This is a genomic window from Candidatus Nitrososphaera evergladensis SR1 (assembly GCF_000730285.1).
GTDB classification, from domain to species: domain Archaea; phylum Thermoproteota; class Nitrososphaeria; order Nitrososphaerales; family Nitrososphaeraceae; genus Nitrososphaera; species Nitrososphaera evergladensis.
Genome location: NZ_CP007174.1, coordinates 2,195,743 through 2,219,729, shown reverse-complemented (window position 1 = coordinate 2,219,729; position 23,987 = coordinate 2,195,743). Strand labels below are relative to the sequence as shown.

The 23,987-nt window shown below is 51.5% G+C and carries 22 protein-coding genes; 14 read left to right on the top strand and 8 right to left on the bottom strand.

Annotated features, from left to right (window positions below; genetic code table 11):
- Both NTE_RS12085 and NTE_RS12080 read left to right on the top strand, forming a co-directional pair.
- Window positions 1-1,431 carry a hypothetical protein gene (locus NTE_RS12085; protein ID WP_148701244.1) on the top strand — a complete coding sequence of 477 codons (1,431 nt, stop codon included), beginning with the start codon at window positions 1-3 and terminating at the stop codon, window positions 1,429-1,431.
- A 213-nt stretch (window positions 1,432-1,644) separates the two neighbouring features.
- Window positions 1,645-1,947, top strand: coding sequence for an Sso10a family chromatin protein (locus tag NTE_RS12080; protein ID WP_148701243.1), 303 nt, complete (start codon window positions 1,645-1,647; stop codon window positions 1,945-1,947).
- A gap of 377 nt (window positions 1,948-2,324) precedes the next feature.
- Here the strand turns inward: NTE_RS12080 and NTE_RS12075 are convergent, their stop codons facing one another.
- Together NTE_RS12075 and NTE_RS12070 are read right to left on the bottom strand one after the other, a co-directional pair.
- Window positions 2,325-2,906 carry a hypothetical protein gene (locus NTE_RS12075; protein ID WP_148701242.1) on the bottom strand — a complete coding sequence of 194 codons (582 nt, stop codon included), beginning with the start codon at window positions 2,904-2,906 and terminating at the stop codon, window positions 2,325-2,327.
- Window positions 2,907-3,172: 266 nt separating this feature from the next.
- The gene (locus tag NTE_RS12070) at window positions 3,173-3,472 is read right to left on the bottom strand and encodes a DUF8036 family membrane protein (RefSeq protein ID WP_193354107.1); all 300 of its coding nucleotides are present in this window, start codon (window positions 3,470-3,472) and stop codon (window positions 3,173-3,175) included.
- 173 nt (window positions 3,473-3,645) lie between these two features.
- On the opposite strand from NTE_RS12070, the gene NTE_RS12065 reads away from it, so the two are divergent.
- Together NTE_RS12065 and merB are read left to right on the top strand one after the other, a co-directional pair.
- The gene (locus NTE_RS12065) at window positions 3,646-4,854 is read left to right on the top strand and encodes a DUF7482 domain-containing protein (RefSeq protein ID WP_148701240.1); all 1,209 of its coding nucleotides are present in this window, start codon (window positions 3,646-3,648) and stop codon (window positions 4,852-4,854) included.
- Between the two features lie 176 nt (window positions 4,855-5,030).
- Window positions 5,031-5,714 (top strand): alkylmercury lyase MerB, encoded by a 684-nt coding sequence (merB, locus tag NTE_RS12060; protein WP_148701239.1) that lies wholly within the window; start codon window positions 5,031-5,033, stop codon window positions 5,712-5,714.
- Between the two features lie 53 nt (window positions 5,715-5,767).
- Here merB and NTE_RS12055 read toward each other — a convergent pair whose 3' ends face one another.
- Window positions 5,768-6,418, bottom strand: a complete 651-nt coding sequence (locus tag NTE_RS12055; protein ID WP_148701238.1) for a helix-turn-helix domain-containing protein — start codon at window positions 6,416-6,418, stop codon at window positions 5,768-5,770.
- A 206-nt stretch (window positions 6,419-6,624) separates the two neighbouring features.
- Between NTE_RS12055 and NTE_RS12050 the strand changes: the two genes are divergently transcribed.
- The 5 genes from NTE_RS12050 (at window position 6,625) to NTE_RS12030 (ending at window position 10,511) form a co-directional block, all read left to right on the top strand.
- On the top strand, window positions 6,625-6,909 hold the full coding sequence (locus NTE_RS12050) for a hypothetical protein (protein ID WP_148701237.1): 285 nt from the start codon (window positions 6,625-6,627) through the stop codon (window positions 6,907-6,909).
- 94 nt (window positions 6,910-7,003) lie between these two features.
- Window positions 7,004-7,702, top strand: coding sequence for an HFX_2341 family transcriptional regulator domain-containing protein (locus NTE_RS12045; RefSeq protein WP_148701236.1), 699 nt, complete (start codon window positions 7,004-7,006; stop codon window positions 7,700-7,702).
- A gap of 226 nt (window positions 7,703-7,928) precedes the next feature.
- Window positions 7,929-8,390: a hypothetical protein gene (locus tag NTE_RS12040; RefSeq protein ID WP_158385529.1), complete on the top strand. Its 462-nt coding sequence runs from the start codon at window positions 7,929-7,931 to the stop codon at window positions 8,388-8,390.
- 235 nt (window positions 8,391-8,625) lie between these two features.
- The gene (locus NTE_RS12035; protein WP_148701234.1) at window positions 8,626-8,820 is read left to right on the top strand and encodes a hypothetical protein; all 195 of its coding nucleotides are present in this window, start codon (window positions 8,626-8,628) and stop codon (window positions 8,818-8,820) included.
- Window positions 8,821-8,957: 137 nt separating this feature from the next.
- Window positions 8,958-10,511 carry a DUF3179 domain-containing protein gene (locus NTE_RS12030; protein WP_226986993.1) on the top strand — a complete coding sequence of 518 codons (1,554 nt, stop codon included), beginning with the start codon at window positions 8,958-8,960 and terminating at the stop codon, window positions 10,509-10,511.
- 95 nt (window positions 10,512-10,606) lie between these two features.
- Here NTE_RS12030 and NTE_RS12025 read toward each other — a convergent pair whose 3' ends face one another.
- Window positions 10,607-11,023 carry a winged helix-turn-helix domain-containing protein gene (locus tag NTE_RS12025; protein ID WP_148701233.1) on the bottom strand — a complete coding sequence of 139 codons (417 nt, stop codon included), beginning with the start codon at window positions 11,021-11,023 and terminating at the stop codon, window positions 10,607-10,609.
- A 108-nt stretch (window positions 11,024-11,131) separates the two neighbouring features.
- On the opposite strand from NTE_RS12025, the gene NTE_RS12020 reads away from it, so the two are divergent.
- The 3 genes from NTE_RS12020 to NTE_RS12010 all read left to right on the top strand — a co-directional run bounded on the left by NTE_RS12020 (window position 11,132) and on the right by NTE_RS12010 (window position 18,927).
- Window positions 11,132-12,175, top strand: coding sequence for a hypothetical protein (locus tag NTE_RS12020; RefSeq protein WP_148701232.1), 1,044 nt, complete (start codon window positions 11,132-11,134; stop codon window positions 12,173-12,175).
- A gap of 100 nt (window positions 12,176-12,275) precedes the next feature.
- A complete protein-coding gene (locus NTE_RS12015; RefSeq protein WP_226986992.1) occupies window positions 12,276-12,644 on the top strand; it encodes a hypothetical protein in 369 nt (122 codons plus the stop codon).
- Between the two features lie 448 nt (window positions 12,645-13,092).
- A complete protein-coding gene (locus tag NTE_RS12010) occupies window positions 13,093-18,927 on the top strand; it encodes an Ig-like domain-containing protein (protein WP_148701231.1) in 5,835 nt (1,944 codons plus the stop codon).
- A gap of 55 nt (window positions 18,928-18,982) precedes the next feature.
- Here the strand turns inward: NTE_RS12010 and sat are convergent, their stop codons facing one another.
- Together sat and NTE_RS12000 are read right to left on the bottom strand one after the other, a co-directional pair.
- A complete protein-coding gene (sat, locus tag NTE_RS12005; protein ID WP_148701230.1) occupies window positions 18,983-20,113 on the bottom strand; it encodes a sulfate adenylyltransferase in 1,131 nt (376 codons plus the stop codon).
- 13 nt (window positions 20,114-20,126) lie between these two features.
- On the bottom strand, window positions 20,127-20,870 hold the full coding sequence (locus NTE_RS12000) for a phosphoadenylyl-sulfate reductase (RefSeq protein ID WP_148701229.1): 744 nt from the start codon (window positions 20,868-20,870) through the stop codon (window positions 20,127-20,129).
- Window positions 20,871-21,027: 157 nt separating this feature from the next.
- On the opposite strand from NTE_RS12000, the gene NTE_RS11995 reads away from it, so the two are divergent.
- Together NTE_RS11995 and NTE_RS11990 are read left to right on the top strand one after the other, a co-directional pair.
- Entirely contained in the window at window positions 21,028-22,425 is a 1,398-nt protein-coding gene (locus tag NTE_RS11995) for a SelD-related putative sulfur metabolism protein (RefSeq protein WP_148701228.1), read from the top strand.
- Window positions 22,426-22,457: 32 nt separating this feature from the next.
- Window positions 22,458-22,889 (top strand): HIT family protein, encoded by a 432-nt coding sequence (locus tag NTE_RS11990; RefSeq protein ID WP_148701227.1) that lies wholly within the window; start codon window positions 22,458-22,460, stop codon window positions 22,887-22,889.
- Here NTE_RS11990 and NTE_RS11985 read toward each other — a convergent pair.
- Both NTE_RS11985 and NTE_RS11980 read right to left on the bottom strand, forming a co-directional pair.
- Window positions 22,839-23,147, bottom strand: coding sequence for a hypothetical protein (locus tag NTE_RS11985; protein WP_148701226.1), 309 nt, complete (start codon window positions 23,145-23,147; stop codon window positions 22,839-22,841). The genes NTE_RS11990 and NTE_RS11985 overlap by 51 nt on opposite strands.
- 12 nt (window positions 23,148-23,159) lie before the next feature.
- Window positions 23,160-23,879 (bottom strand): HAD family hydrolase, encoded by a 720-nt coding sequence (locus tag NTE_RS11980; RefSeq protein WP_226986991.1) that lies wholly within the window; start codon window positions 23,877-23,879, stop codon window positions 23,160-23,162.
- Window positions 23,880-23,987 lie beyond the last annotated feature (108 nt).

Here is a 23,987-nt window from a genome sequence, read left to right as displayed (position 1 = left end):
ATGCAATCAGGCAATATATACGACTCGCAACAGCTGCTTCGCCCGCCGCATATGCGACTATTGTCGCACTTTTATGGAGGAACGGCCGTTTCAAGGGTTCCTGAAATAAGCGCCAGCCCTATCAAAAGCAGGAACATGGTGGGAGGGGTAAAGGGGCTAGGCTTGCCTTTTGTAGCTTTGCTGCTTGCTGCCGCAATCCTCCCCGGGGCGTACGGCCAATCATCTGCCTCTTCCTCTTCCTCTTCCTCTTCCTCTTCCTCCTCATCATCATCATCATCGTTTGTAGTCACTACCAACAAGAGCGTTTTTGATTCCGGCGACCGTGTCATCGTGGCCGGGACTGTCGACTTGGGTGACAATAATGATAACAGCAACAAGGACAAAGCCAAGTTCGTGACAGTCAAGGTGGCAAAGGACGACGTCATCTGCGGCCAGCAGTTTGTCAGGGTAGAGCGCGACGGCTCGTTTATTTCCCGGCCCATGAAGGTGGACTGCGGGTCCGGCAACTACACCGTGACTGCCGCCTATCGCGCCCAGCTGGCGACCACCGGCTTTCGCATAGTCGATGAGGAGAATGTGGTGGAGCACAGCGACGAGCTGGCTCAGGTACGCGACACCGTGATGCAGGCAACGGACAGGGTCAACGCAAGGATAAAAGAGCTTGTACAGGCTGGCGCCTCTATACCGACACAGGCGGTCGAAAAGTACCAGCTTGGCGCGTCCGAGGCTTCGCTTGCAATCCAGTCAGCAGAGTACGGCGAAACATCCAGTGCGCACAAGCACATGGACGCGGCGCTTGCCTACTTTGCAGATGCGCTGGACCTTCTCTCGCCGGAAAACACAAAGGCGCTCTTGCAGCCCCAGGCAGACGAGGACGAAGAAAGGCGACTGGCGGCCGCAAACGACAGGTACGACAGGCTGGCCAACATTTACCGCACGCTTGCAGGCCTTGCGGAAAAGAACGGCGTCACCGATGCCATATTTGACGACATACAGTCGCTGCTCGTCGAGGCAAAGAGGCTCATAGGAGTCAAGGACCTCAACTCGGCCGAACCTACGCTTGCACTGACAGAGTCGATGCTGGACAAGGCGCGAGCCAAGCTTGTAGAGCAGGCCGCCAGCAGCGGCAATTATGGTGATGATGCCAGTGTAGTCGCCGCCACCAGCCATGAAAATAATGCGGCAGCAGTAAACAGTCCAGAAGCGCGTAACCTGTCAGCGTCTGCCGACAGGCTGGAAAAGAGGGCTGAAAAGCTGCTTGCCGATGCAGCCGGCAACGCGCAGGCTGAAAACCAGATACGCGAGGCGATAAGCCTCATCAACGTGGCAAGAACTGCAATTGACGATGGGAATTACCAGTCAGCCCGGGAATCGCTTTCGACCGCCTCCAAGACCCTTATCGACGTCAATCGACTGATTCATTCATTCTAGCACAAGTGTTTTGGTAATTTCCTAAAGTCTTGATTTCTAGGCTATTTTATGGTAATTAGGTTATAGTAGCAGTTATCATGGCGTCAGGGGCAAGATTGCCGTTCTAAACGCTGCTTTAGGGATATTTTGGACCAAAAAAGGGCATTTGGAACGCGCGTTCCAGCACGAATTCCACCCTATTCCTAAAATAATATAGAACAATCTGATAGAGCCATGTCTGAACGCAAAAACAACAGGGGCAAAATCGAGATCATGGCCGACGTCCTGACCCTGTCAACGGTCGGGATAAAAAAGACCCACATCATGTACAAAGCCAACCTGAGTTACGAGCAGATACTCTACTACCTAAACGAACTGCTTGGAAAGGGCCTGCTTACGCAAGACATCATGGAAGGCTCGCCGGTGTACCGCACAACCGAAAAGGGAAGAGAGTTTCTGCATTACTTCAACAGAATGGCCGACCTGATCAAAGGATACCCCGAAGAACAGCAAAAAGTGCAGCTTGTGGCACAGTAGGTCCCTTTTTTCTTACTACTACCTCTTGTGTCCACAAAATCCTTCTTCTTCTACTGCCACTAATTATCAAGTAGTAATGCATATCGATGCAAAATAGGGCTTTGAGCCCTGCCTGATGTTTTTCAAAAAATTGAAAATAAATTCTGTTAACATGTATGCATATAATGCCTGCTACATTAAATCTTGCATTTGGACTGTGGCGTAATTCAATTTTGAATTATTATCATTCGCGTCCTGATGTCTCACCAGATGCTGTGTGCCAGGAGGAGAAATAAGGAAGCATAGACCTAGGATGGCTCTTCTTTTTTTGCCATCCTAGGTCTATGCGCTTGGTCCAGCAAAATTGGCGGATGTCTCTGTTTTTCTATCTATGTACATCAATCACCTATCCTTGCGATACTGAATATGATTGCAGGAATATCTGGCTCGCCAGCTGGTGCGGTATTGATAAGGCCGCAACCTTGGTCGGTAGCAGACACTGACACCATTGTATTTATCTTGTCGCCCTTGTTCAATAGTAAAATTGCTTGCGATACGAGGACGATAGTGTCATTTGTTGAAATGACTGAAGCGCGAGTATTGCTATTTGCTACATCTTTGTCATTTTGCCTAAGCCACAAATCGACATTGCAAGTTGTATTGTTGCCTGACGTCTTTCCCACCTGGCCTGCTGCCACGATCAGGTAAGCCCCGGGTTCGTTGACGACCACATCGCCCGTGTTTGAAGTGTTGCTGTGCGTGACGCCCGCATTGATGTAATCGTTAGAGTTCATGGTAACGACTACTGGCGCAGTATCAGTTGGTTGGATTGATTCAGTAGACGACAATTGTGCGGCTGCTGAAACTGCAGCTTGCGCAAAAGCCCGCGGTGCAACTGCCATTGTCATTGACGCAGTCACTAATCCTGTAGCCAACATGGCTAGAATAACCACTTTTTCGTACCTTCCAAGCCTTGACATTACCGTATACTAGGGACTACAATTTTAAAGGGTTAATCGAAGTGATGGCAATATTATGGTGTTTATAAAGCCGCTGATGCAATGTTTTGGAAAAAGTAAGGCTATGTATGTGATATATAACTTGAGCTTCATGAATGGAGCCAACTATTGTCAAGTTGGCATTTGGCCCAGAATACTGTCGTGCAGTGGATAAAAACATCATCTCAGGTTTTAGCCTTGCAATTTGCGCATACATTAGTTCAAAGTTACATCATGGAGGCTGTATGTTACCTTCTAGTTATCCAGAAAAGAACTGCAAGCCCGCCTGACTGGGCCGCGTTTATCGCAAACAGGTACGGCGCCGCTGCATCTACTATGGCCTTTATCGATGGACCTGCAAGGTAGAGGTTTGACCAAAAGATGACTATGACAATATTCTGGACTATGAAAAGCGACGCCACTATGACGAGGCCCCATGTAAAGTAGGACTTTATCACTCTCAGGCTCTGTATGTAGAGCGCGACTATGCCTCCGAGGAGCCCGATGTTCAAAAGGGCGGCCCCTGCGGCACCAAGCATAAAGTCCACCAATACGGATTTTGGGCTCTCGGCTTGCCTAATTTACTTTTTCCCAATTCGGTCCCAATTCAAGCTAATTTGACTCTCGCTGTTGCCGCCGTCTCTGAAATCAAACGCTTAAAGTCAATCTTGAACTGTTGGAAATACTCGTTTTATACGCACAAGCCGTCGAAAGAGCATAGATGGTTTTGTCAAAGACGAAAAAGAGTGTAGTTACCTCTACAGTAGCTGCATCAGTTTTGATAATCGCAATACTGGTCGTCATGTCTGCTTCTTTGTCATCAATGCAACAGCAGGAAACTGCGACAGCGACATCACTACAACAACAATCGACAGAGGATCAGGCAGGTACTGCTACTGCTGTTGCAGCGTCTAACGCCACGGTAGTGGACATCAACGCCGGCTCGGTTCTAAAGCTGTCAAGGGCAAGCGTCCCAATAGACATGCCCCTTGAGAAGGGATACCAAGATGGAAAAGAGATATTCTTTATAACGACCGACGCGTCGGACCAGAACTTTGCCGCCCAGCTAACTAACAAGAGTGGATTTGCAGTCAACTTTGCGCCGCTGCTTGCCAAGGCCCCGCAGGATGCGCGCAACCAGGCATACGTCTTTACTAACGGCATTAAAGGCAATGGCACATTTGGGTTCCAACTGCCCGTGGTAACATCCAAACCCGGCGACAGGAATTACAGCCCGCTGTGGCAGGTCAACATGGCAAGTTGGAAAGAAGGCGCAGCTCCAAGAGAATTAACTTCGGTCCAGCAGATCATGGATGCGCAAAGCTCTGGACAGCTGAGCGTGACAAAGACCGGCATTATCGTAAACCACCCTACGATCAAGTGGGACGGCGGCTCGCTAAAGATCCGGGACGACAGGGACAACATCACCGATGACTCGCCGTACGTAGGAGGCCAGATTCTCAACATAGACACGGACAGGATGCTCGTCACGATGGTTGCCCACAGGGGATGGGGACCAGACGGGAAAACAATCTACTATGTGGTGACAGACGCCACGCCTGAAATGCCGGCAACGATGATGGGGGTGGCCAGCGTGCCGGCGGACGAAAAACTTGCGAGGACTCCAGTCGCAGTTGACCTGTTCCAGTTTACAAACGGCATAAATGGAACCGGCCCGATGGGCTTTCAGGCAGGCATCGGTGGGGCAAATCCTGACGACAGCGCAAAGTACAGCCCCATGTGGAAGATCTCCTTCATCCAGTGGAAGGATCCATCGCAGGCCCGGGTTCTGGAAAATCTAGGAGACATAAACACAATGGTTGCAGATGGCTCGATCACGCTGGCCCCTGCGATGGAAGGCAAGCATGTTGTAAACTGCCCATTCTTTGGCGAAGAAACAGTATCAAAGCACATGCACAAAGAAGGATGAATTAAACTATGATTCTGATGCAGAACAGGAGGCAAGGGGTAATGATATATGCAACAGTATTATCTTGCCCATTAACTGGCAATCCTGTTTGATGTGTGAACAAAACACTCTGAACCCTTGAAGAGCCCGACCTGTAGGGTATAGAACTAATCCGCTGCACGCTCCTAGTTAGTTGCATGGCTAAAACCAACCAAAAGAAAATGAACGGCAACGAAGTGCAACAAGCAATCGACAAGATTGCAACAGACATCTTTGAAAGCCTCATCCCAGAACAAGAACAGCGGCGTATTTTCGGTCAAACGTTGCAACTACTGGCAAATGGCTGTCCCGTTCCACCTGACGAAATAGCTATACGCCTACAAGTCCTGACAGACAAGGTGATCTCTACTCTTCGCGGATTTGGCGCAGAATTCGACAAAGACGGCAACGTACTGGGAGTCGGTCTGACTCTAGTTCCAACTCCGCATGTCTACAAAGTTGACGGCCGCAAGCTGTACACATGGTGCGCGGCGGACGCACTGCTCTTTCCAGTCATGCTCAATCACACTGCCTATATAGAATCGCCCGATCCTGTGACTGGAGAGAAGATTCGAGTCGGTGTAACGCCTGACAGAGTGGTGGAGATAGAGCCTAAAAGTGCTGTTGTATCATGGGTAAAGAACGTAGATGCTACAAACATCCGAGGTAGCGGATGCTGCCATGTGCATTTCTTCAGCTCTCCTGAAACAGCATCAAGATGGATTGAAAAGCATCCAGACAAGATGTTCTATCCTGCAAACGATGTCTATCAAGCGATGAAGCACATAATTCTGAACAAGTACGGCGACATGACTGTACGGCAGGAAAGAATATGCTGCTGAAATTTTCTTGCATGATGCTCAACAGGGCATCATATAGCTTTTTTCATTTTATTTTATCCGGCTATGATTCCGTCAATGAGCTTTCTCTCGGCCTTCCTCAAGTGCTCAACAACGGTGGACTTGTCAGCATTCAGGTGACGGGAGAGCTCTTCTGAGGAAATCCTTCTTGGCACGTCATAGTAGCCCAGAGCAAAAGCCATGAGAAGCGTCTGTCTTTGTTTAAGGGTCAGCTTTGACAGAGGCGATTCTGCTTTTGTATCGACCGAAGTGAGTCCAAGGATCTTGTACGTACTACTCAACTTATTCGTATATTGAAGGAATTTCTTTATTTCTGTCTCTTTGCCTACCAGCTCTGCCTTCATTCTATTTACATCCAAAAATTCTGGCGGTCGAGCCATTAGCAATCTGGGCCGATAGAGATTCCCCGGCGATTGCGGGACAACGGTCTCTCCTTCAAGAAAAACCACCAGTGACCCGTCCTTTTCCCTGTAAAGAACCTCTAGATTTGTAAGAAGTCCATTACCTACTAAATCCTTCACATCCATACTCTTGTCCTTCAATCTTATCCTGCAGATGAGGGCTAGACCCTGAGTATCGCACCTGAAGCACCTGAGAGCCTCAAGAACCTCGACCTTGCCGTAATTGGAACCAAAGATCTGCTTCCATGCATCTTGATAGTTGAATTCCAGAGTTACGCGCCGCATGCTGCATACGCTTACTAATAGTATCTTGTTTCTAATAATAAATGTGCCCAACCTGTGGGGTATAAAGGAAAAATGTATTGCTTCTGTAAAGCAGACCTGTGAGACAGAACAATCGGCAACCGGTTGAACCTATGGCTAGGCATAAGGAGATTCCCCTGTGGGGTTGGCTGGCAATAATCGGATACATGGTGTTGGCAGATAACTTGATGCCATCTCCGTATGAAGGATGGGCGCTAGTCGCGGGCTGGTTTGCAGCAGGTGCATTGTGTCTAGTCAATTATGGCTCATGCGGCAGATACCACTGCAAAATAACCGGGCCGGGATTCTTGGGACTTGGCATTTTGGCTCTCCTGGACACTATAGGAGTGGTAAATCTGCCGGCATGGGTTACATTTACTACCCTTATAGCTGTGCTTGCAGTCGGATTTGGTCTTGAATATAGATACAAATCCAAATGCGGGACATGCTATGCGGCGCTTGACTCCAAATAATATTTTTAGTACGGCTCTCCTTTTCTTCTGTTAAAGGAAAAATTGAACGGTTTAACGCTATTTTTAATACTATCATTCGCTCAATTTATCCCATATGTCTCAGCAGCAAATGACCACGCTCCAGATAGCGACTTTTGGAAGCGAAGGTCAGGAAGGCATTGCTGCCGGCATCAGAAATTTCCCCGTACACCAGCTGGTGCTCCTGTGCTACAACTCTGACAGGCAAAAGGCAGAAGAGTTTGCAAGGAAGCTCCGGACAGTCCTTGGCCTGACAGTCACGCTGAGCCTGGTCACGCGTGAAAACGTCATCAGGGACACGATGGAAAGGGTGGGCGAAATCCTCAACAACATCTCTCAAAAAGAGTTCCAGCAGGTCCTCGTGAACGTGAGCTGCGGGGACAAGCTGATGGGATGCGCGGCGCTGTCTGCGGCTTTTATCAACGGAATCAAGGCTTTCGGGATGGACTCCGCCGGCGCGCCCTTGCTCATGCCTGTTCTGAAACTCAGCTACAGCGAAATAATCTCTGAAGCAAAGATCAGGATACTGAAGGCAATCCACGGCGCCGGCGGCGCCATCGAGAGTCTGGATCAGCTCGAGCAAGTGTCAGGCTACGGCAAGCCCTTGCTCAGCTATCACGTGATGGGCTCGCGTGAATCCAAAGGGCTTGCAGACCTTGGCCTGCTTGAAGTGGAAAAGGGCGACAGGGGCAAGATATCTGCAAAGCTGACCACGCTTGGCAAATTGCTGGTCACAAGCAGCGCCATCAGCAGCACCCCGACCACCACAAATTAACATCCAATGAAGGAATCTGCAAGATTGATCCTGCGGAAATAATGTTACAGGTAGTAAATCTAACAATTCAAAAAATGCTTTATCTGTTCTAGGCAAATGAAATAAATCATTAACGAATCGGAAAAATATGACATCAACCGGAACTCTTAGGCAGAAACCCCTAGGCAAAAGTGTGGCCTGTGGTGCAGTGGGTGGTATCATTGCAGGCTTGGTGATGGCACCGTTTATGATGCTAACCGGCATAGCTGTTGGAATGCCCGCGGATACTATGCTCAAGGCGATAGGCCTGATGTTTGGTGCTAGCATGGATAACGCTGTAATGGCCGGCTTTGGCATCCATATGCTTACTAGCATTTTGATAGGAGCAATATTTGGATTTGTAACGTCCGCGGTAAAGAAGCTAAACATTACAAGCATGGGGAAAGGAATCGGCGAGGGTGTGATAACCGGTGCAATAGCGTTGGCAGTTCTCTTTTTGCCGGTTAGCATGGTGATGATGCCCCTAGTCCTTATGCGAATGATGTTGAGCATGAACCCCGGAGCGACGCAGCAGGTCATGAGCATGATGCAGCAGGCGATGCCCACAATGATGGGTATCGGCGTAATCGAGCATCTGGTATACGGCGCTGTCTTGGGAACAGTAACATCGGTATTCGTGCTAAGGGAAGCTAGAAATCGACATCGCTGAAACGAATCTCCTGCTTCTGCTCCAGCAGCCACGACCAATTTTTCTTCCCCGGTTGCCTGTCATTACAACTTGGCAGCGCCAGAAAAAGCCAGTCTGGCCGCGCCTTGCAACAAAGGCCCGCGACGTGCAGCAGCCGGCCCAGTTAGCAGGACACGCGGGATCGTAGCAGAACTAATAGCATTTGCCGTCGCAAAACCGGAAAAAATCTTTTATTGTTTTGCAGCCTACAAGGGCTATGGAACCGTTGATGCTCGGGTTTGTCTCTCTTGACATGACAGTGGGCATGCTTTTAGGCATGGCAGCAAGCCCAGTCATGATGAAGGGGATCAAGGTCATCAGGCAGAGGAGAAGGATCAACAGGATGCTCCATGAAATAGCAGAGATTAGAAGAACTACTACTTGTAGTAGTGGATTGAATCAACCCATTTAGCTTTTCTTTAACCCTTAAAGTACGGAATTAAATAATGAACAGACGAATTATGGCTAGCGATAGATTTGCAGCAGCGGCGCCTGGGCTACATCGAAAGAAATGCGTTGACTAAGAGTCTGCTGGCAGGTGGCATAACAATGTCCCTGTACTTGCTTGTAGTAGTGCTGACTACTCCAAGCCTCCCTGCCCTTTCAGCCATTCAAGCTTCTTTTTCGGCAAACCCTATTGTCATTGGCGGCACCTCGACGGCGGTAGCCGTGCAGACCTTGTTTGCCAGCTATGGGAAAAGTCTTTTTGGATGCAATCTTGAAAAAAGAAGCCGGCTTGGTACAGGTTCAGGCAGTGCGGTCGGCTCATTTTTCTCGTTCTTTTCGCTCGTCCCGCTTGGCTGTTGCGGCAGCTGGCTCCTTTTGCTATCTTTTCTCCCGTCAGTCTTGGGCACTGCAGCCTCTGCATTTCTCATTGACTATTCAAAACCGCTTTCTTACGTCGCCACGGCGTCGGTACTGGGCCTGACAGTCCTCAACGGCGCGAGGCTGCATCGCCGTATGTCAAGAATGGCGCCCAGACCTCCTTCAGTTAGTATTGGTAAGCCCCTGGCGATATTGATCGGCTCTATAGTCCTTGCAGTCGTGATTATTGCGTCAGCGGCCGCCGCTACTTATCAGCAACAGCAGCCGTCAAGCAATACAACATCCGCGACGGGTGATCGGCCTGCAGGACCTTTCGTGGTGGTGCCGCCAGACAAGATTGTGAATGGAGGTCCTCCGCGCGACGGGATTCCGTCAATCGACAATCCCAAGTTTACTTCGGCGAATGGTGCGGGGCTTGGGGACTCTGACCTTGTGCTCGGGCTTGAAATCAACGGCGACATCAGGGCATACCCGCTGCGCATCATGGTCTGGCACGAGATTGTTAATGACAACGTCGGTGGCATGCCTGTGGCAGTCACGTACTGCCCTCTCTGCTTTACTAACCAGGTGTTCAAGCGTGCAGTAGTAGATGATGGAAATAATAATACTGTAGTGGAATTTGGGACTTCGGGCAAGCTGTACAACAGTAACTTGGTAATGTATGACAGGACAAGCGAGTCGCTCTGGAGCCAAGCACTCGGGCAAGGAATTGCCGGCAAATATGCAGGGGTGAAGCTTGAGCGGGTTCCGTTTGATCTGGCATACTGGAAGGACTGGAAAGAGCTGCACCCGCAGTCAAAGGTACTCTCTCAGGATACAGGTTATGGCCGGCCTTATGGCTCAGACCCGTATGGTGACTATTATACAAGCCCGGACATTTTGTTTCCGGTTTCCCATCGTGACGATAGGCTTGGTCCAAAGGAAATCGTGATAGGGCTTGAAGAAAATTCTGGCACTTACAAGGCATACAAGCTCCAAGATGTCGAAGACAGACACGTGATCAATGACCAGGTCGGTGCGAGGCCCATAGCATTGTTCTCCGTCTATCCATTTGGTGTCCGGTTGTTCGACAGGGCATTAGATGACGGTGCGGTTCTGGACTTTCAGTACCCGGATGGCAAGATTATGGATAAGCAGACATCAAGTGTGTGGGACTTTAATGGGAGAGCAATCGAAGGGCCGTTGAAGGGCAAGCAGCTAAGTCGCCTTCCTTTTGACGAAGGGTTCTGGTTTGAGTGGGTGGCATTCCATCCGGAAACAGAGCTTTACAGCCGATGACATAGGTCCGTAACTCAATTTCTCTTGCGAGTATAAAAGAAGTAACTGGAAACTGCCGTGTTCCACTGGAAGCACGCCCCACTCCCCCATGGCAATCATTCTTTCTTTACCTTGGCCAGTATCTCTTGAAATGAAGCATAGTTCTTTTCCATGAGCGGCGTCAAAAAGTATGTGGCGCCGTACGTCTCGCGGTTTTCCGTTATTATCATGCCGTTTTCCGTGAGCACCTTGAGGTGGTGGAGCACGGTCTTGTAGTCAAGTTTCAGTTCTGATGCGATCTGGTTTGCGTTTGCCGGCCGGCCGTTTAGCATGTCGATTATCTTGGCGCGGTTAGCGCCTCCCCTGCTGCTTGCTATCAGGTACCACAGCACGCGCTTGAAGCGGGGATCGATGTATCCTCCGCCTTGTCCTGCAAATCCGCCGGGTGCCGCGTGCAGAAACGATGACGATGGCAGGCGGAGGGTGACGAGGAGGCCAGCAATGATGCCTGAAATGCCTGCCGTTAGAAACATCGACAAAACTGCGTGTTTTTGCGTGGTTATAAAGTTGTCCGCAATTGGGGAGTAAATTGGGTGTGAATTGGGGAAAAATCCTTTATAGCCGGAGCAAAAGCACCCGCAATGAATCCTCTTCGCGACGATAACGGCAAAATCAAGACTAATGTCATTGTCGCCACGGTCTTTGCAGCCATGCTGGTTGCAATGGTCCCGGCGGTGGTGGCCATTAGCTCATCTATGAGAGCAGCCACAGAAGAAGCAGAAGCGGCAGACATGGTGCAGCAGCCATACGTCAAGGCTTTTGCAGGCAGTTCAGCGCTGTACGAGCCCAATGCAGGCAAGACAAACGTGTTTGGCCCAGGCGGCATATTTCCGTTCTTTAACGACACCTTCTCTTGCGGAAACGCGATAACCTGCGGCGTCCAGACGGATGCAACTTTCAAGGGCGTATTCAAGGAGAATGGCACGCGGGGCGACAACAGGTTCGTTGCCACGTACACCGCGCCAATCACCTACGGCGACCACCAGGTCAAAGGCCACAAGTACAAGGTGGTGATGGTAGACACAAAGTGGAACAACGACGACCCTGCGCAGACTCCGCTTCCCACAAGGACGCCAGACTTTCTCCTGCCTGGAAACGGCGTGGCATTTGACCAGTACCAGCACGGCCACTCTATGATAGACAGGGCGGACGTGCCTCTGTTCTCAAACAAGGTCGTGGTGTACGGCCATGCAAACGTCTACGACGAGACTGACGGCGGCAAGCTGGTTGCAAAGAACATATTCATGCACCTGATGGTGGGTAAAGCAGTGGACGAGAAAGGGTTCTACTCCGACATGCAGAACAACGACGGCACGCCGCTTGTAGTGCTCCTCTTCCTCGTAAACGTCCCAAGCGGAGTGCAGCTTCCAGGCGGAATAGGCCCTCTAACGCCGGAGCAGGCGCAGAGCTTTACGCCTCTTGCAGACGACCCGTCCCTGAAGAATCCGCCTCCAGTTGACTATGCCAAGCTGGCAGAATGGGGCGTAAACGCGCCAGAGCCAAAGCCGCAGTCGACTCCGTGGTCCGTGGACAACCCGACGCAGCCGGTGTTCTTTACCTTCCTGCTCTTCACGGACGCCAAGGCGTACAACTCGGCAAACAACAACCTCCCGGGCGTCAACTAGAGACGCCCCTGCCTTTTTCTTTTTTTCTAAATTCTTCTCTATCTTTCTCCTTACCGTTAACTTAATTATCTGCAGCAAAATATTCCGTTTCTGGAATCTCTTGGTCGACTATGACGCCTTGTGCCTTAAGATACTTGATATCGACCCGAAGGTGCGCTTTGCCAGCGTTGCCGACCATCTTGGCAGGATTGTGGCGTCACAGTATCGCAAAAACGTCAAGCCCCTATTGACAAAGGAAGAGTCAGAACTGTCCGTGACGCAGTCGATATTGCGGATGGGAACCCGCTCGGTGTTTGAGAACAAGCTGGGTCCGACAATCTTTGCGTTTGCAATGTACGAGCGAGTAAAGCGCGCCACCATACCAATTCGCGATCCTGATAGCCACTGTCTCATGGTCTCATTTGACGTCGAGGCCGAACATGAGAAGATAATTCTACAAAAGATAATTCCTCTTTTAGCAGCAGAATAGATGCTGAAAAATACGCATTTCGATAGCAGGTATTTTTGATGTTTACAATGATAATCCTGTGATTTTTCATCAAAGGCGTTCAATGGAACTATAAACAGGTGTGTTATTAGCCTGCTTCACGGCCATGCAATTGATCGGGTTTTTTACTCTATAGAATTTCCTGAGAAGGTTTTTCTAGTGAGTAAATTGTTTGCAGGCGAACCGATTGCTATCATAATGCTGCAAGCTTTGTCGAAATTATAATGGACACCACCACCCTCCACCGTAGATTCTCGACGGAGAATACCAAAAATGATGAGGCATTTTTTGCAACTGGCACCCACGAGCGCACGGTATCTGAAACGATACTCCTTGCACACTTGAGTGCTTTGATGATGAAAGATGCCAAGTCTGGGCCATCCCAGTCAGCAATCACCGGCGGTTCCATTAACAGAAGGAGAAATACAAATTGAACAAGAAAATCATACTGGCAATCGCTTTACTTGCAGTCATGGTCGCCTCAATGGTTACTATACCGTTTGCCTATGCAGATTCTGCTGGACCAAGAAGTGGCACGACCTTTGCAGGAAACGTTCCTATTGCCTCCGGCGATTTTAATTGGGTGAATCCTAGCAACGCGGCTAGTTCCGACAACTCCTATGCAACAGCAACCGTAACCAGTTCTTTGGATATATCCAATTATCTCAGGGCAACCGGCTTTGGCTTCACGATTCCTACTACCGCAATTATACAAGGAATTGAAGTACAAATAGAAAGAAGCGAAGCCAATACTCAAACTGCAACTATTTTTGACAATGTGGTCAGCCTAGTAAAGAATAACGTCGTCACCGGGCAGGACAAGGGCACTTCTACAGCGTGGCCTACGACCGACGCTATTGCAACATACGGTGGAAGCTCCGACCTGTGGGGCACAACTTGGACGCCTGCAGACATCAACAATGCAAACTTTGGTGTCGTACTGTCAGTAGGTCGCACATCTGGCGGAAACGAAATTGCAAGGGTTGACCACATGACAATCACTGTTACTTATTTTGTTCCTTCGGCGCAGGGACCGCAAAGTAGCTCGACCGCCGCAGGTAACATTGCAATCACTAGCGGCGATGCCAACTGGAATAACGCAGGTAACATTACAACATCAAACAATCTTTATGCGGATGTCACGATACAAAATGACGCTGATATATCCAACTATCTCAGAGCCACGGGATTCGGTTTCACGATTCCTAGTACCGCTACCATAACCGGGATTGAAGCAAAGATAGAAAGAAGCGAGGGCGGCCTCGGCAACGCGGAGATTCAGGATAACGTTGTTAGTCTAGTTAAGAACAACGTAGTTACAGGAAGTAACAAGGCAGTTACTGGTACAAACTGGCCAACGACAGACACGACGGCAACGTATGGCAGCAGCAGCGATCTTTGGGGCACAACCTGGACGCCTGCAGACATCAACAATGCAAACTTTGGTGTCGTACTGTCGGTGCAGAGCAATTCCAATACCGATGAATCAGCACGCGTAGACCACATTACGATGACAGTCTACTATACGTTGCCGCCAAATACTACGCCAACTGCAAACGCACAGAGTCTTAACACCGATGAAGACACATCGCTTCCAATAACACTAACAGGCAACGCCAACGACGTCGGGCAGACGCTGACTTTTGAAATAGTCACTAACCCCTCGCACGGCACCCTTTCTGGCTTTAACTCTGCGACAGGCGCAGTCACGTACAACCCTGCTGCCGACTACAACGGACCGGACAGCTTTGCCTTCCGGGTCAACGATGGCTTTGAAAACAGCTCTGCGGCAACCGTGTCAATAACGGTCAGTGCGGTCAATGACGCGCCAGTAGCAAGCAACCAGAGCGTCTCAACTAACGAAGATACCGCGTTGCCAATTGTCTTGGCTGCAACAGACATTGATGGTGACTTGCTCTCGTACGAAGTGGTAGATAGCCCCGCCCATGGCACGCTTTCTGGCACGGCTCCAAACCTGACGTACACGCCAAGCGCCAACTATCACGGCTCTGATAGTTTTACGTTCAAGGCCAATGATGGCACAGTAGACAGCAACACGGCTCTGGTTTCAATCATCGTGGACTCGGTAAATGACGCTCCAACTGCTGACGGCCAATCCCTGACAACCGATGAAGACACTGCAGCCACGGTGACCCTCACTGGCAGCGACGTTGAAGACGGCGCGACAGTGACATATGCTGTTACATCCGGCCCATCCCACGGCGCCCTATCCGGAACTGCGCCCAACCTGACGTACACGCCAGACAGCAACTACAACGGCCCTGACGAGTTCAAGTTCAAGGTGACAGATACTGAAAGCCTGGACAGCAGCGAAGCTATAGTGTCAATTGCAGTAAACGCAGTCAATGATGCACCAGCACTTGCCGCCATAGGTCCACAAACAATAGGCGAGCTATCTGAATTGGCCTTCAACGCTTCAGCCACCGACAGCGACCTCGCAGATACACTGACCTACAGCATGTCAGGCGAACCGACCGGTGCGTCTATAGACTCATCAACAGGCGCGTTCTCTTGGACGCCTACTGAAGCCCAGGGTCCCGGCTCGTACACCTTTGATGTAATAGTGTCTGACGGCAACGGCGGCACAGATTCAGAGAACGTAACAGTAACCGTCAATGAGGTAAATCTGGCGCCTTCACTGACCAACCCCGGCAGCCAGTCGGTGCCGGAAGGCTCTCCAGTTTCCATCCAGCTTTTGGCCGCAGATGGTGATGTGCCGGCCAATACACTCACTTATGCTGCTACAGGTCTTCCTCCGTGGGCTGCAATTGACGAGAACACTGGCCAAATAACAGGAACGCCGGGCGAAGCTGACGACGGCACATCGTCAGTCACTGTTACTGTGAGCGACGGCTCTGTCAATGACAGTCAGACCTTTGATATTACAGTAACAGAAGTCAACTCGGCGCCTACTGCAAGCGATGGCGCGGTTACAACGAGTGAAGACACGCCCGCCAACGTCACCTTGGTGGCAAGCGATACCGACATTCCCTCCAACACTCTGACGTACAATGTCACAAACCCCTCCCATGGTACACTCTCCGGCACAGCTCCAAACCTGACGTACACGCCTGATGCAAACTACAACGGGCCTGACTCTTTCACCTTCAAGGTCAACGACGGACAGGCAGACAGCAACGATGCAACAGTAACCATCACAATCGACGCAGTCAACGACGCGCCAGTAGCTGATGACCAGAACGTTTCGAGCGATGAAGATGCGGCCAAATCAATTACGCTGACAGCTTCTGATGTCGATGGCGACGGCTTGACCTTCAGCGTAGTTGATGGCCCATCCCACGGCGTTCTTTCTGGAACGGCTCCAAACCTGACATATACACCTGACGCAAACTACAACGGCACAGACTCCTTCACATTCAAGGCAAATGATGGCGCGGCAGATAGCAACATAGCCACGGTTTCAATCACCGTCAATGCGGTCAATGACGCGCCGACAGCCGACGGCCAGAATGTAGCAACCAACGAAGATACGCCAACTGGCATCACGCTTGCTGGTAGCGACGTTGAAGACGGCACAGCAGTGACATTCACGGTAACATCTGGCCCGTCTCACGGTACACTTGCCGGCACCGCTCCGAACTTGACGTACACTCCGGATACCAACTACAACGGACCGGACAGCTTTGCATTCACGGTAACAGACTCGGAATTGCTCGACAGCGCCGAAGCAACGGTGAGCATTACCGTCAACGGCGTGAACGACGCGCCCGTGGCTTCCGACGCCTCTGCCACGACTAATGAAGACACGCCAACTGCCGCAATCGTTCTGCCAGCGACAGACTCGGATGGTGACTTGCTGACATATGAAATAGTTTCAGGACCGTCCAACGGTGTCCTGTCAGGAACCGGAGACAGTAGGATATATTCGCCCAACGCTGACTTTAGCGGCTCCGACTCGTTTACCTTTAAAGCAAACGACGGAACACTTGACAGCAACACAGCCACTATATCTATCACTGTTAACGCAGTAAATGACGTACCGCTAGCCAACAGCCAATCAGTTTCAACAGATGAGGATACGCCAGTAGCAATAACACTAACAGGAAACGACACCGAAGATGGCGCCTTGGTGAACTATGCTGTTACCTCCAGTCCTTCACACGGCACCCTCAATGGCACTGCTCCTAATCTGACCTACACGCCTGACGCCGGTTATAACGGCCCTGACGAGTTCAAGTTCAAAGTGACAGACAGCGAAAATGCAGACAGCGCGGAGGCTACTATTGCGGTCACCGTCAGTCCGGTCAATGACGCTCCGGTACTTGCCGCGATAGATCCACAAACGGTAAACGAGCTGTCAGAATTGGCCTTCAACGCTTCAGCTACTGACAGTGATATGGCAGACACTCTTGCCTACAGCCTATCCGGCGAGCCCGCGGGATCATCCATGAATTCAACGACAGGCGCGTTCTCTTGGACGCCTGCTGAAGCCCAGGGCCCCGGCTCGTACACCTTTGACGTGGTGGTGTCTGACGGCAACGGCGGCACAGACAGCAAGAGCGTAACGGTCACTGTAAATGAAGTCAACTCTGCGCCGGTTGCAAACAACAACGACCCTGTAATAACTGCCGAAGATACTCCTGTCCCGATAACTCTGTCAGCGACCGACTCTGACCAGCCGGCCAACACGCTGACATATGAAATAGTCCTGGGGCCGTTTGACGGCGTCCTCTCCGGAACGGCTCCGAACCTGACATACGCGCCATCATCTGACTTTACCGGGGAAGACAGCTTTACCTTCAAGGTCAGCGACGGGCAGGCAGACAGCAACGAAGTTATCGTATACATCACTGTTACCCCGGCAAACGATCCGCCTTCGCTGGCGCAGCCCGCTGACCAGTCAGTACCCGAGCTGGCGCTTGCATCCATCACCATGTCGGCCAGCGATTCTGATGTCCCAGCCAACACGCTGACCTTCGGCGCGACCGGGCTTCCGTCATGGGCTGCAATCAACGCTACCACCGGCGAGATTACGGGAACACCCGGCGAATCAGATGACGGCACCTCCTCAATCACAGTCACGGTGAGCGACGGCAACGGCGGCACGGACAGCAAGACATTCAGCCTGACAGTGACGGAGGTTAATTCGGCACCGACAGCAAGCGACGGATTGGCAAGCACTGGCGAAGGAACTCCAGTAAGCGTCACCTTGGTGGCAAGCGATGCCGACCTGCCTGCTGATACCCTGACTTACTCTGTGGTGGATAGCCCCTCTCACGGTACACTCTCCGGCACAGCGCCAAACCTGACGTACACGCCAAGCGCAAACTACACCGGCCCAGACTCGTTCACGTTCAAGGCAAATGACGGAACACTGGACAGCAACATTGCTGCGATATCTCTGGCGGTTGCGGATACGACAGCGCCGACTACAACGGCCGCCCCTGCAGGAGGCACTTTTGTTGGCCCGCAATCAATATCGCTGACAGCCAGCGAGCCGGCCACAATCTACTACACAACAAACGGCACAGCGCCGACAACCTCAAGTCCAGTGTATAGCTCGCCAGTATCGATAACGTCGACAACCACGCTCAAGTTCTTTGCCAAGGACGCGGCAGGCAACCAGGAATCGGTCAAGACAGAAGTCTATACAATAACTGCCGCAGACGCAGTCAAGCCGACAGTCCACATCTCTGTGCCTGCAAACGGCGCCACCATCAACGGGCCGACGTCCGGGGTCACGGTAAACATCTCGGGCACTTCATCAGATAACGCAGGCGGAAGCGGAATACACATAGTCGAGATGAGGACAGAGACGAGCGGCTACAGCCCGGTGACAACTGCGGATGGCTATGCTAATTGGACCAAGAGCATCACCTTCAAGACCGCTGGCGCGCACCAGCTGGTGGCAAGGGCGACTGACAGCGCCGGCAACATGCAGTGGCACGTCATCAACATAAACATAGGCATGACAATAGACGTGACAAGGCCAGTGGTGACCGTAACCATCCCTGTTGAAGGGTCTTCCCTGTCTGGTCCTTCAAGCGGAGTGACGGTGAACCTGCAGGGCACCTCGTCTGACAACTTTGCAGTGCAGATCGTAGAAGTAAGGACAGATACAAGCGGCTATAGCACTGCGGCGACCTCTGACGGGTACGCCCACTGGACAAAAAGTGTAGTCTTCAAGACCGCTGGCGCGCACCAGCTGGTGGCAAGGGCGACTGACAGCGCCGGCAACATGCAGTGGCACGTTGTTAACGTGAACATCGTGTTCACTTCCTGATACGACCCTCTTCTTTTTTACGAGGGTCTTTCCGTCTCTTTTTCTTTTGGATTCTCTAGGACACAAAAGGTTCTTTGAACGACACTATCAGCCTTGATACTTCCGGCCTCATCAGGTGCTCTGCCGGCATCTCGCCAGAGCTGACCATCCTTCTCATCTTTGTGCCGCTCAGTTCCTCCCTGACCTCCGGGCCGTGGGGGCAGTTGCGCTCGTTGGCGTAGCTGAGGCATTTTTTGCAGTAGTAAAACGCCGGAAAGAACACAGGCTGTATCTCCAGGTCAGGATAGTTCTTGAATATCTCGTGTGATGCAAAGGGGTGGTAGTAACTGCCAACGCCGGCGTGGTCGCGCCCGACAATAAAGTGCGTGCAGCCAAAGTTCTTTCTCATGATTGCGTGGTGTATCGCCTCCTTGGGCCCGGCGTAGCGCATCTCTGTGTGCAATGTGACAAACATGGCGCGGTTTTTTGGGTAATAGTTGTTGATGAGGGTCTCGTACGCAGAAAGAATCACCTCGTCCTTGAAATCGCCCTGCTTTTTCTTGCCGATGAGCGGGTTTACGAAAAGCCCGTCGTACAGGTTGAGGGCCGCCTTTTGCAGCATCTCGTGCGCAACGTGCGGCACGTTCCGGGTCTGAAAGCCAACGACGGTCTTCCAGCCGCGCTGCGCCATCTCTTCTCTCGTCTCCTTTGGGGTCTTTCTGTACTTCCTTATCTGTCCTTGCGGGATCCTCTTTGAAACCTCTATCCTACCGGCGACAAGGTGGCTCTTCATGTTTGACATCTTGGCAACCCCTGGGTGGTTGAGGTCGTCTGTGCCATAGACTGCCCTGGCAGAGGCAAGCCTGTCAAACGTGTATGCCTCTTCTATTTTAAGTGATGCAAATTTTTCCCCTGCGGTTGCAAGCGCGACTTCGCCGGCCTGCCTGGCATTTTTTGCGGCCTGCTCGTCAAGGTCGAGCACGATTGGGACCGTCCATGCAAGGCCGCTTTTCAGCCTGCCCGTCTTTACGATGCTGTCAAAGTCGTCCTGGCCGACAAAGCCTTCAAGGGGGCTGAAAATACCGTCGGCGATGTTCTCGATGTCGCTTCTCAGGTCGTTTGAAACCTCGACAGCGAACATGCCGTCAAGGCTTGCGTTTGAAAACCTGCTTACCAGCCTTCCGCCGTGTGGTTGTTGCAAAGCCATATTACTATCATCCTCACTTTTTCTTCTTCATCATTTTTACCGGGTCAAAGTGGAGCCCGCACTCTTTGTGCGCGGCGTTTTCCCACCACCACCTGCCTGCGCGTGGGTCCTCTCCCGGCTCTACCGCCCTCGTGCACGGCTCGCAACCGATGCTTGGGTAACCCATGTCGTGCAGCTTGTTGTACGGGACGTTGTTCTTTTTGATATAGTCCCAGACCATTTCAGATGTCCAGTCTGCTATCGGGTTTAATTTGATTATACCGCCATGCGCGCTGTCTATCTCTATTTTTCTCGTGCTTGCCCTCGTTGCGACCTGGTCCCTTCTCAGGCCGGTTATCCAGCCGTCAAGGCTTGCAAGCGCCCTGTTAAGAGGGTGGACCTTGCGTATCTCGCAGCACAGCTTGCGGTTCTCGACGCTTGCATACATGAGGTTCATTCCCCTTGCCCTTATCATCTCCTCTACCTCCTTTTGGTCTGGAAAATACGCCGTTATGCTGATGCCATAGCGGGCGCGAATGTCGTCCATCACGTCGTAGGTTTCCTGGTTGAGCCTGCCTGTCTCTAGCGTGAAAACGTGCGTCTTGTCCTTGTTTATCTGTGCCATCATGTCAATGATGGCAACGTCCTCTGCTCCAAAACTTGAGGCAAGGCCAATTTTGGGGCCAAACTCTTCAAGGGCCCACTCTAGCACCTGCTGGGCCGTCTTGCCCTCAAAGTCCTTGGCCAGCTGCTCGACCTGCTCAGCGGTGAACCTCATATACGTGATTCTTCGTTTCTGAACGCCTTATAATACTTGTTCCGGTAAAATCCCGTCACATGAGGACGTACAAGAATTTGTTTATTAACAAGTTATTTTCTATATATTGTGTAACTTCGTTCATTACAAATAGTGTGATTGCTAGGGGAGTCTGGGTTTGTCTAATAATTTTTGGGAAAATGTAGAGCAATACAGGAAGCTGGGCGCCGATCCGCTGCGCTGGCTCTCGTCTTGCTCGCTTGAGGCCGACTCAAATATCGTCAAAAGCGCCCTTGCCGAGATAAAGCGCAGCACGATAAAGCTGGCGTCGCCCTTTTGGTTTGACTCGTACTTTCATATCGAAGGAAAAGAGCCCGAGCTGACAAGGCGCGTCTATGATCTGGCAAGCCCCGTCGTGGACAAGGAAGTGGAGGTCAAAAGAGCGCTTGCTATTCTGCGCGTGCACTCTGCTACTGCCGAGTCGCCACAGGCACTTGCAGAAACACTGGGCAAGTTCTTTTCGGTTTTCAGGGCCAAAGTGGCGGTGACAAGTGCGCCTGTTGCAACGACAGAGCATCCTGGCGCCCAGTTTGCACTGCTCGATTACATCGAGCTTCGCCGGGGCAACAAGGACGGCTACATGCCAGCGCTGTCATCGTTTGAGCAGGTGGCAGACATTACAAAAGCACCAGACGACGAAGTGCATGTCAGGATCGCGCTTACTGACGCAGTGGAGCGCCTGAACTTGCTTGGCTGCGGCAACTCGGCGCTTTTCAAGTTCTTTCCGATATATGATGCGCCTGATGAAGGGATGCTCGACAGGATCCGCACGAACCTCGACGCGTTCATGTCGCGCTACAACCTTGTCATGGAAGACTATAGCTCACTCAAGCGCGGCCGGTTGTTTTACGGCACAAGCGCCGTTGCGATCACAAACAAAGAGCTTCCAACGCGCTACGAGCAGATAGAAGAGGGAATGGAAGTCATGATAACAAACAAGTTTGGCGGGCTTGCGGCAGTCAGCCTGCACGCCCTTGCTCTTTCCGACCCTGCCAACGCTTTGAAGTTCGAGCAGGCAGGCGTCTCAATGCCTGACTTGACGGCTGCAAGGGACGAGGCGCTAAAGAGCCTCAGCGAGCCCCACTTTGCGCTGGGCAAGATAATCTCAAAATACTGCCCAGACTTTGGGCAGGGATACGACAAGAGCGCACACATCACCGCCGTCTATCCTGTCGGCGCAAAAGGCCTGTTTGCGCTTGGCGCCCTTGCGGAGCTGGCAAATGCCCACATTGCGGTAAACGAGCTTCCTGTAAGGCACGAAGAGGTTGCAAGGCTTGCAACAAAAGAGTCGCTTGTAGAAAACTCGACTGCATCGCAGCACGGCTGCCACATACTAGTTGGCACAAAGGACGTGCTGAACCTTGCGGCGGAGGATCTGCGCCAGCACCACTTTGCACCTGAAAGGATAGGCTTTGTTGCAAAAAAAGGCGCGCCGTCAATCGCAATAGAAAAAGACGCAAGTATGTATGTGGCACAAAAGGCAAAACTTGCACGCCTGCTAAAGCCGGCGAGTTAATATCCTCCTCTTCCTGTACCGGATAACGCGCGATGCCGCAAGATCCAAACTGCATCTTTTGCAAAATAGCGACGGGCCAGATTCCTGCAAGGGTTATAATGCAGAACGACAGGGCGACGGCGTTTCTTGACGCCTTTCCGCTTGCCGCGGGCCACACGCTTGTAGTGCCAAAGGCGCATTTTCAAAAGGTGCAGGATATGGATGCGCCTGACGCACAGGCGGTTTTTGATCTCGTATACAAAATAACCGCCAGAGTCGAGTCTGCTGCCGGTACAGGCGCATCAACAATTGCAATCCATAATGGCAAAGAAGCAGGGCAGGAGGTTTCCCACGTCCACATCCATATCATACCGAGAAAGCCTGGCGACGGGGCCGGGCCGGTTCACTCTATGTTCAAGAACCGGCCAAAGCTGTCAGCGCAAGAGATGGACGCGCTTCTCGACAAGATGAACCCGGCAAAGTGAGCGAAAGACAAGCCGGGCAAGCAGCACCGGCGTCATGGACATGACGTTGCCCTCTATTGCATGGCCTGCAACTAGCATGGAAACTGCAAGGGCCCACAGGCCAAGTCCAAGCAAGGCATTATCCGTGCCTGCACCCGCAAAACTGCCAATAATCATGGCAATGCCGTATGCGTATATTGGAAGACCAACTGCATGAAGCGCCTTGTTGGCAGGGTGCCTGTGAGTGTTTTTGAGCATCTTGATAGTTGCGCGCAGCACATGTGTATCTTGCTATTTTCTGCTAATAATTTTTTCCACTGTTGCAGGGACTTCGGTCAGCTTGGCAATAGTATAGTCGGGGCGCTCGCAGTCCTCGCGGGGCTGTTGCAGCGCAAAGAGCGAGTCGGTGATCCTCATCGTGGTCATGCCAAGTCTGTTTGCCGGGCACACGTCCGTGTCAAGCCTGTCGCCTACCATGACGCACTCTTGCGCCTCCCTTCCTGCTTGCTTGAGCGCAAGCTGGAATATGCGCGGGTCGGGCTTTTTCATCTTGATAGCACCTGATATTGCAGTGACTTTGAAGTACTTGTCAAGGCCTGCTCCCTGCAAGAGCGCGACAATATCCTCAGACTGGTTTGCGATTATGCCAAGGTCGCATTTTTTTCCCTGCGACAGTTCCTTTAAAACCTGCTCCGCGCCGTCTGCAAACCTGAATAGCTCTCTTCTGCCTGCCTTGACCTGCGGGTCTATTTTCTGCAGTATCGCGTTTTCATAGCCGGACGGCAGGACTGCCCGGCAGATCTCAATCACAAGCTCTTTTACGCTTCCGTGGCCTATCCTGCGGTCGCGTATCATGCTGTCGCGAACGGCGCGATAGTTGCGCATGTCAATCCTTGCGCCATAGCCGTTCAAGAGTTCAAGGAATTTGCCGTCAAAGTGGTTGATGAAATCCCATTCCGTGACAAGCGTCTGTCCAAGGTCAAAGAACACGAACGGCTGCTGCCTGTGCATCTTTCTCTTTATCTCATTTCTGCAAAGTATTCTTATATTATATTCTGCGTTTTGAGCCTCCAACACTTTAAATAGCGTTTTGGGCTCTTTTCTCGGCTAGCAAGCAAC